At 66.1% G+C, this 8899-nt stretch carries 9 protein-coding genes, 1 tRNA gene and 1 pseudogene; 8 read left to right on the forward strand and 3 right to left on the reverse strand.

Going from position 1 to position 8899, the window contains the following annotated elements; all coding sequences use genetic code 11:
* Window positions 1–74: 74 nt before the first annotated feature.
* The 6 genes and pseudogenes from NH287_RS01230 to NH287_RS15405 form a co-directional block, all read left to right on the forward strand.
* Entirely contained in the window at window positions 75–296 is a 222-nt protein-coding gene (locus NH287_RS01230) for a hypothetical protein (protein ID WP_253034153.1), read from the forward strand.
* A complete protein-coding gene (locus NH287_RS01235; RefSeq protein WP_253034154.1) occupies window positions 289–2421 on the forward strand; it encodes a hypothetical protein in 2133 nt (710 codons plus the stop codon). Before NH287_RS01230 ends, NH287_RS01235 begins: the two co-directional genes overlap by 8 nt.
* 169 nt (window positions 2422–2590) lie before the next feature.
* Window positions 2591–3412 carry a replication-relaxation family protein gene (locus NH287_RS01240; RefSeq protein ID WP_253034155.1) on the forward strand — a complete coding sequence of 274 codons (822 nt, stop codon included), beginning with the start codon at window positions 2591–2593 and terminating at the stop codon, window positions 3410–3412.
* Window positions 3413–3428: 16 nt separating this feature from the next.
* Complete coding sequence (locus tag NH287_RS01245; protein WP_253034156.1) at window positions 3429–3728, forward strand: hypothetical protein; 300 nt, start codon at window positions 3429–3431, stop codon at window positions 3726–3728.
* Entirely contained in the window at window positions 3725–4549 is an 825-nt protein-coding gene (locus tag NH287_RS01250; RefSeq protein WP_253034157.1) for a hypothetical protein, read from the forward strand. The genes NH287_RS01245 and NH287_RS01250 overlap by 4 nt, the downstream gene beginning before the upstream one ends.
* Window positions 4550–4685: 136 nt before the next feature.
* A pseudogene (locus tag NH287_RS15405) lies at window positions 4686–5600 on the forward strand (recombinase family protein); the annotation flags it as partial.
* On the opposite strand, the gene NH287_RS01260 reads toward NH287_RS15405, so the two are convergent.
* Both NH287_RS01260 and NH287_RS01265 read right to left on the reverse strand, forming a co-directional pair.
* Entirely contained in the window at window positions 5520–5969 is a 450-nt protein-coding gene (locus NH287_RS01260; RefSeq protein WP_253034159.1) for a hypothetical protein, read from the reverse strand. The pseudogene NH287_RS15405 and the gene NH287_RS01260 overlap by 81 nt on opposite strands.
* Window positions 5970–6486: 517 nt before the next feature.
* Window positions 6487–6561, reverse strand: a tRNA-Arg gene (locus tag NH287_RS01265).
* A 47-nt stretch (window positions 6562–6608) separates the two neighbouring features.
* On the opposite strand from NH287_RS01265, the gene NH287_RS01270 reads away from it, so the two are divergent.
* Window positions 6609–7424: an endo alpha-1,4 polygalactosaminidase gene (locus NH287_RS01270; protein WP_253034160.1), complete on the forward strand. Its 816-nt coding sequence runs from the start codon at window positions 6609–6611 to the stop codon at window positions 7422–7424.
* A 15-nt stretch (window positions 7425–7439) separates the two neighbouring features.
* On the opposite strand, the gene NH287_RS01275 is transcribed toward NH287_RS01270, so the two are convergent.
* Entirely contained in the window at window positions 7440–7751 is a 312-nt protein-coding gene (locus NH287_RS01275; RefSeq protein WP_253034161.1) for a DNA/RNA helicase domain-containing protein, read from the reverse strand.
* Between the two features lie 227 nt (window positions 7752–7978).
* On the opposite strand from NH287_RS01275, the gene NH287_RS01280 reads away from it, so the two are divergent.
* A complete protein-coding gene (locus tag NH287_RS01280) occupies window positions 7979–8797 on the forward strand; it encodes a serine/threonine-protein kinase (protein WP_253034162.1) in 819 nt (272 codons plus the stop codon).
* Window positions 8798–8899: the final 102 nt, after the last annotated feature.

Below are 8899 nucleotides of genomic sequence, written 5' to 3' on the forward strand. Positions count from 1 at the left end.
TTCCAACGTCCTTCCGCGACCGTGACGCGAACCAATCAGCCCTTCATGGGCGCCAGCGGGAAGGAGGTTGTCTCATGACCCGACACACTCGCGGCCGTCGCCGCTATCGCAAGTCCTCGGAACGCCGCGTCTGGGTGTTCTCGGACGTCAACCGCGATCTGCGTCCCGAACAGATCGCCCGCATCATCACCAGCGCAGGTCTGGAACAGGCCCGGCTGGAAGCCGAAGCCCAGGCAGAGAACACAGCCCGTGCTGCCGGCTCGCTGGCCGAGGGGGAGGAGGTCGGCGATGCCTGAGCAAATGGTCTTCACCCGCCTGTACCTGCCGCGACTCAGCGCGACAACGGTCGGGATCCTGCTCACCCGGCTGTCGAGCAGCGACGTGCCACGCCCGATCGTCTTCGAGCTCGCCGCTGACTCGGACGGGGTCGCGGCGATGTTCGGCTGCGCGAAGACGGCGGTGCAGCGCCTGAAGCGGCTCCTTCGGGCCGTCGTCCCCGACGTCGGGTTCGAGGCCGCCACACGGCCGCACGTCGCCGCTGTCAGCCGCGTCATCGCCCGCCCCACAGGGTTCCCGCTGGCCACCGCGGACCCGGAGGAGCAGGTCGCCACCCTCTACGACGCACTGGCAGCACGTCGAGGCGACGAAGTTGTGGCCATGCAACTGATTCTCGGCATGACACATCGCCCGGCGACCGTCCGACAGCCCACGCCCGACCCGCTGCAGCCGATCCCACTGCGGCTGCTCGATGGCATCCGGCCCGCACCCGCCGACGTGCGCGGCCGCCTGTCCGAGCACTCCTCGCAGGCCCGCTTCGACACCACCCTGCGCATCGGGGTCACCGCCGACACCGCCAAGCGCCGCCGCGCTCTGACCTGGGAGCTGTTCGGCACCCTGCAGCCGATGGAGAGCCCTGGCGTCCGGCTGTCACTGGTCCGCGATACCACAGCGCGGTGGCTGGCTGGGACGACTGGGACCGGGTGGAAGCTCCGCCTGAACGCTAGCGAACTGACGCCGCTGCTGGGGTGGCCGCTCGGCGACCGCAGCTACCCGGGCGTGCCCAGCGCGCACCCCAAGCTCCTGCCCGTACCGGAGATCGTCTCCCGCACCGAGTCGGTGTTCGCCATCGGCACCGCTCCCGGCCCGGAGCGGCCGGTTGGCATCGACCCGCTTGCTCGGTTGCAGCACATGGTCGTGCTCGGCCCGACCGGATCCGGTAAGTCGACGCTGCTGGAGCACCTGATCCTGTCCGATATCGCGGCCGGGCGCGCCTGCTGCGTCATTGAGCCGAAAGAGCAACTGGTCGAGCGGATCCTCGCTACCGCGCCGAAGGACGCGGCAGGGCGGATCGTGGTGCTCGATGCCACCGACTGCGAAGCGCCCGTCGGGTTCAACCCGCTGGACGTCGGCGACCGCGACCCCGACATCGTCGTCGACGGCATCCTCGCCGCCCTCGCCGCCGTCTTCCACGACAGCTGGGGACCGCGCACCGAATACCTCATCCAAGGCGCACTGCTCTCGCTCGCCCGGGCAGGGCAGCGGCGCGACGATCCCTACACGCTCATCGACCTACCCCGCGTCTTCACCGATGACGGCTTCCGACGCCCCATCGCGACCGCCGTCCGGGACGACCCGACCCTGGCGGCGTTCTGGGACGAGTTCGACGCCATGCGCCCCGCCCAGCGCGCCGCGGCCATTGCTTCGCCGCTGAACAAGCTCCGCAAAATCGTGCTGCGCAAGCCCCTCGTCGCGGTGCTCGGGCAGTCCCGTCCGCGCTTCCGGCTACGGGACATCTTCCGCGACCGCAAGGTCGTGCTGGTGCCACTCAACGACGCCCTGCTCGGGACCGGCGCCTCTCGGCTTCTCGGCAGTCTCGTCGTCGCCGAGCTGTGGATGGCGACGCTGGAGCGCGCCCGGGAGAAGGAGCCGATGAAGCGCCCCGGGATGGTGTTCATCGACGAGGTGCAGAACTACCTGCACCTGCCGACACCGATCGACGACGTGTTGGCCACCTCTCGCTCCTACGGCGTCGCTTGGCACCTCGCGCACCAGTACCGAAAGCAGCTACCCGACAAACTGCGCTCCGCGCTCGACGTCAACGCCCGCTCCAAGATCTGCTTCGCGCTCGACCCGGACGACGCCCGCGACCTCGCCAAGCTCGCCCCGCAGCTCACCCCGGAGGACTTCCAAGCGCTCGACAAACACCACGTCTACCCCCGCCTCGTCGCAGGTGGCACACCGGCCGGATGGTGCTCCGCTCTCGCCCTGCCGCCCCTCCCGGACACGGGAGCAAGCGCAGCACTCCGTGAGGACAGCCGCCGCCGCTACGGCGGCGAGCCTCCCGTCACAACGCCACCCGAGAGCGGGGCGCCCCAGCCAGCGACTGCGGCTCGTTCGCACCAGAAGGCGAGGCGACCATGAGCGCCGTCATCTGGAGGGAGTGTTCCGCTCGGCGTTCCGGTCGCTGTTCGCTTCACCACGACCAGCCTGCCGCTCGTCCGCCCCTGTTCCGGCCCTTTGCCCAGGCTTCCGGCTGGGACTCCCCCTGCGTTGCAGGGGATCCTCGACCGCTACCCGTCAGGGGGCGGCCATGAGCGCCCACCGTGTGCGGCGGCTCGAAGAACAGCTATCGGACCGCGACATCCGCATGCTTGAGGACGTCGAACGGTTCCGGCTCCTGACCACCCGGCAACTCCAACGGCTGCACTTCCCGGTCACCCCGCTTGGCCCGCATGTCACCGCCAGCAGCGCCACCCGCGGCACTACCCGAGTACTGAACCGGCTCGAGGAGCTCGGCGTTATCGCCCGACTGCAACGGCGCATCGGTGGCATCAAGCACGGCTCCGCGCTGACCGTCTGGCAGGTCGGCGCGGCCGGCGACCGGTTCCTGCGTGCCCGCCGCGGCGATCCGAAGCGCCGCCGCTACGAGGAACCGGGACGCACCTTCATGAGCCACATGCTCGCGGTCGCCGACACGGCCGTCGCGCTCATCGAGCGGGCAAACGCCGGCCGTTTCGAACTACTGGAACTCGACCTGGAGCCGACCTGCTGGCGAACGTTCGTGAGCGGCAGCGCAGCGCCGATCACACTCAAGCCGGACCTGCTGGTCGTCACCGCCGACCCGGAAACCGAGACCCACTCGTTCGTCGAAGTCGACCTCGGCACTGAACATCTACCAGCGGTGCTGCGCAAGTGCCGCACCTACCAGCGCTACCACGGCACCGGGACCGAGCAGCACGACCGCGGACTGTTCCCGGCCGTCGTCTGGATCGTGCCCGACCCGATCCGCGCCACGAAGATCCGCGACGCGATCGCCGCCGACCGTCACCTCACATCCGAGCTGTTCTGGATCACCACGCCGGAGTCCATGAACCGTCAGCTTGCCCCGTATCCGGCGACCGTCACTACCTAACCGAAAGGAGGAAGACATGAACTCATCAACCACCACCGCGAGCACTGCACCCGATCAGACCGACCGCGCCCGCGAACTCATCGAACTCGGACTCGCCATCGACCCCGAAGCCCGCAGCGGAACGCTCGCGCGGCTTATCGCCGCCAGCGTCCACCACGGCACCGACACCGCACTCGGCCAGTTCGCCGCCACCAGCACGCTTGCCGCAGAGGCCGCTCTCAAGGAGCTGAACCGGCTCCGCGTGCCGTTCGAGCAAGAGGTCTGGGTCGACGCCCTTGGCCGCTACATCCTGCTCCACGCCGGAGGACGATCATGAACGAGCACGAACCCCACCTCACCCCTGACATCCGCGAAGCACCCGAACGAGGATCACCAGACTGGCGACGCCTCGAAGTCGCAGCCGGTCGCTTCATCGAGCCGATCGCGAATGGAATCGCGCAGGCACTCGCTGACGAGAGCGAGATCGATGACGGTACGGCCCGCTGCATCGCCCATGTCCTCGGCCGCGCCTACGGCCGCGAGTCCGCCCTCGCTGACTTCGGCCGCACCGGCGAAGGGCAATACCTGACGCTGCGCGACGAGTACCTCAACCTCTATGGCGACGAACGTGCCGACGCGGTCACCAAGGAGATGATCGACTGGTTCGGGACCTACCTCGTCCAGCGCGAGAACACCGGCACAGGGCGACGCTTCATGAACGAGCACCTGCCACCCAAGCTCGAACAGCTTCTCGTCCGCACCAGCATCCGCGTCGGTGACGACCGCTACCTCGTCAACATCCCGGCCAGCTGGGACAGCGGCAAGGAAGACGGCCTGATCGAACTCCTCCGCGACCTCCGGTTGCGCGAAGACTTGGCGCTCCAAGCCTTCCTCGCGCTGCCCGATGTGAGCGCGGGAACCCCCGATCTCATGGAGAGCTTCCACGAAGCGTTCGCCGGCACCTACGAGAACGAGGAAGCCGCGCTACGCGCGCTCAGTCCACTCGAGGACTGGGAGAACAGCCTCGCGGACTGGTGCATCGACCACGGTGTCGACTTCGACGCGCTTGACTGGAACTTCGCACCCCTGATGGACCGGCTGCGCGACATCTACGACCTCGTCGAGCAGGAAGGCCACATACATGCCTTCATCAAGTGATGAGCGACGTGAAAACTACATCACCCGCCCAACCCCGGTCGAAGCCGCTGAGTCCGCCGTGGAAGCCGCTGAAGGACTGGACTTCACAGGGCAGAAGAGGGTTAATCCGGAGGACCTAACCGAGGGAGGGCCCACCATGAGCAACGAAACCACAGCGGCGCCGCCCGCATTCACCGCAGCGCCACCACCACTCACACCCGTCGTCGCCACGAGTAGCGACGATCCGAGCGTGGCCGACACCGAAACCACCCACCTACTCGACGCAGTGGACGCACCGCCCGGGAGCCGCGCGGTTGTCTACCTGCGTGTGAGCTCCAAGGGCCAGGTGAACACCGACTACGACCCCGAAGGCATCTCCATTCCTGCCCAGCGCGTTGCCTGTCAGCGCAAGGCCGAACAGCTCGGCGTCTCTATCGTGTCCGAGTACATCGAACCCGGGCGATCCGCCACCGAGATGACCAAGCGAATTGCCTTCCAGCAGATGCTCGAACGCATTCGCCGCGACCGCGACGTTGACTACGTCATCGTCTACAAGCTCTCCCGGTTCGCCCGCAACCGTATCGATGACGCCGTCGTCATGGCCGACCTCCAGAAGCGCGGCGTCGAGCTCATCTCCGCCACGGAGCAAATTGACGCCACGCCTGTTGGGCAGCTCATGCACGGCATCCTGTCCGCCTTCAACGAGTACCGCTCCCGAGAGGACGGCGCGGACATCTCGTACAAGATGGCGCAGAAGGCAAAGAGTGGCGGGACGATCGGGCGAGCCCCCATCGGATACCTCAACACCATCGATCGGGTCGACGGGCGCGAGATCCGCGCAGTCGGGATCGACGAAGAGCGAGCCCCGTTCATCAAGCTCGCGTTCGACCTCTATGCCTCGGGTGAGCACACGATGGACGAGATCGTCGATGAGCTCACCGACCGTGGCCTCACAACACGTCCAACCGCGCATCGCCCCGCAGGGCCGGTGTCAACGTCGAAAATGTCCCGCCTCCTCCGCGACCGCTACTACCTCGGCGAAGTCGTCTATAAGGGCGAACGGTACGAAGGGCGACACCCCGCCCTGATCGACCGCGCAGTGTTCGACAAGGTCCAAACGATGTTGGAGACGACCGGACGTGCGGGCGAACGAAAGCGCCTCTATGCGCACTACCTCAAGGGCAGTCTCTGGTGCGGCGAATGCCGCGTTGAGCGCGGCGTGAGCGACAGCCGCATGATCGTGCAGCGCACTATCGGCCGAAGCGGACAGGACTACTTCTACTTCTTCTGCCGTGCTCGACAGGACGACCGTTGCGAGTCTCGGCACCTTCCATTCGACGCCGTCGAAGATGCCGTCATCGAGCACTACCGCACCGTCCGACTGCAGCCCGAGTTCATCGCGGCCGTCGAGCGAAGCATCGATGATGCGCTCGGCGATCAAGAGAACGCCCAGCGGCTGCTGCGCAAACAGCTGACCAATCAGCTCAACCGGCTGTCGGTGCAGGCTGACAACCTCATCGACCTCGTGGCGGAAGGTGGCCTCGCGTCATCCAAGGCACGCGAGCGCATTCGCACAATCGAACGTGACCGGGCGGAAATCGACGCCCGCCTCACGACCATCAATGATGATCTCGGCGCAGGAGCCGAGTTCATTCGAGGTTGGCTGAAGCTGCTCGCAAACCCGTACGAGCTATATGTGAAGGCCAGCAACGAGATGCGACGAATGCTCAATCAAACGATCTTCGCCCACATCTGGGTGATTGACGCTGATCGCGTCGAGGCCGAGCTTTCGGAACCCGCGCGCCTGCTGGTGGAAGCCCAGCGCCACTGGGCAACTCTCATGGTCACAGAAAACGAAACGCGCCCGACGCTGGACAGCGCGGACGCGAATAGCAGTGGAACCGTAGAAGACCTACTCGACCCGATGGATTGGGCTCTTGTTTCGAGTAAGCGTTCTATGGTGCCCCTGGAGGGACTCGAACCCCCAACCGTTTCCTTAGGACGGAACTGCTCTTCCATTGAGCTACAGAGGCTGGCCCGTCGAGTCTACCGATCCCCCGGCGTCGGGTAGGTTCGCGACATGACCGTCCGGCGCACGCTTCTTCTGCTCGCCGTGACCGCGGGGCTGCTCACTGGATGCGCCGGCCAGTCGCCGCCGCCGCACGACCCTCCTGCCGGACCGCACCTGCCATCCACCGGAGGCCACCTCGACTACCAGCTCGGCGGCGCCTACGACCTGCCCGACGGCGTCGAGATCGTGGTCCGCGACCGAGCCGCGGCATCCGTCGACGACCTCTACTCCGTCTGTTACGTCAACGGGTTCCAGACGCAGCCGGGCGAGCTCGATGCCTGGCCCGACGACCTCCTGCTCCGCGACGACGATGGCGAGCCGGTCATCGACCCGGACTGGCCGGACGAGGTCATCCTCGACACCCGCCAGGCGGACGAGATCGCGAAGATCGTCGGGCCGTGGATCCGCGACTGCGCGTCCGACGGGTTCGACGCCGTCGAATTCGACAACCTCGACACTTACACCCGCACCGACGGCGCTCTCACCCGCGATGATGCGCTCGACCTCGCGACCCTGCTCGTCGATACCGCGCACGATGTCGGACTCGCGGCTGGGCAGAAGAACGCCGCCGAGGATGCTTCGCTCCTCCACTCGCGCGCCGGCTTCGACTTCGCCGTCGTCGAGGAGTGCGCGGCCTACGACGAGTGCTCCGCCTACACCGAGGTCTACGGCGATCATGTCCTCGCCATCGAGTACACCGACAACCTCCCCCGCCAGTGGGACGAGGTCTGCGCCGACCCGGAGACACCGACATCCGTCGTCCTGCGGGATCGGGACCTCGTCACGTCGGACGATCCGGCGTATGTGTTTGAGACATGCGAGTGAGAGACGACCGCCCGGTCACTCGCTGACAGGCATGTGCGCGCTCAGATACTCGCGCAGGGCAGGGACGCAGACGTAGATGTACGTTCCGAGGACCCCACGCGTGAGGAGGACGCCGTAGATGTTGCGGATGAACGTCAGCAAGTCGTCGTCGGAGTAAACGACGCCGAGCTGCTTGTTGTTCTCCTTGCCTTTGGTGTCGTGACACGACGCGCGATCGACGAAAAGCCGTCCGCTCACCGTATCGAACCGAAGGTCGGGACCGATGATCACGCCCGCGTAGTTCAGGTCGTAACCCTGCACCGTGTGGATGGATCCGACCTCGTTCACCGACGTCGGTCCTTGTCGGTGCTGTTCCACTGCAGTCGGACGTCGTCAATCTCGATGTCGAAGGCAGATCGGTCCTTTCGGCTCAGCCACTTCCGCGCGTATCCGGGGAGAAGTCGTGCGAGCCCGTGCTCCTCATTCCTGGCGAGGATCTGGCGACGCATTTCGCCGCGACACGCCGCCCTCGGGTACGGGACGCTTCCATACGGCTGTATCGATAAGTTCAAGCCATGACTGTCGCAGATGATGCTCTGGTTGGGGAAGCGATCACCGAACTCGGGTTGACCGATGAGGGGCCGATAGGAGCTGCCGGTGGCCAGAAAGCCGTACGCCGCGTTTCGCGCAACGGAACGTCCTGCGTGCTGAAGGTCGTAGCGCTCGAATTCACCACTGACGAAACCCTGAAGCGAGCCGAGCGCGAGGTGCAGCTTCTGGCCAGCATCGACAACCCCAACGTGGTGAAGGTCGAATCCGATCTTGTGGAGCTGGGCACGCCAGTGCGAGGGGCCGCATGGATCGAGGAGTACCTCGACGGTGACGACCTCGGGAACCTGCTGACCGGTAGCCCATGGTCTTGGGACGGCGCGAAATCCATGGGCGTGCAGGTTGCCAACGGCCTGGCAGCCGGGCACGAGAAATCCGTCATTCACCGCGACCTGAGCGCCAACAACGTTCGTCGCCTGAGCGACGGCACCTACAAGGTGCTGGACTTCGGGTTCGCGCGCCACACCCTGCGGTCGGGTCTTACCGTGGCGGGCCAGCCGGGGACGCCAGGCTTCCTCACCCCGGAGCATCTCAACAGCTACAGCGGTGGCCCGATGAAGATGTCCGACGTGTTCCAGGTCGGCATCCTTCTATACACCGCCCTGAGCGGCGTTTCCCCCTACCCATGGACGGGCGACGAGTTCGACTACGTGTCTCGTCTGCAGAACGGCACGATGAAGCCGCTCCGGGAACACCGCTCAGACCTTCGGCCAGACCAACTAGAGATCGTCCAGAGGGCGCTGCACCCGCAACCGGCGCGGGTCAAGTCCCGTGGAGTGGTGTAACCGTTTCGTGATCCTTCAGGGATGTGGGGGCTAGTTTTCGTTGTGATTGCAGATGCTCGCGACGAGCTCACTCACGGTGTCGGAGTACAGCCCAGGAGTGGG

The sequence above is a fragment of the Microbacterium sp. CnD16-F genome (assembly GCF_024124465.1).
GTDB classification, from domain to species: domain Bacteria; phylum Actinomycetota; class Actinomycetes; order Actinomycetales; family Microbacteriaceae; genus Microbacterium; species Microbacterium gawkjiense.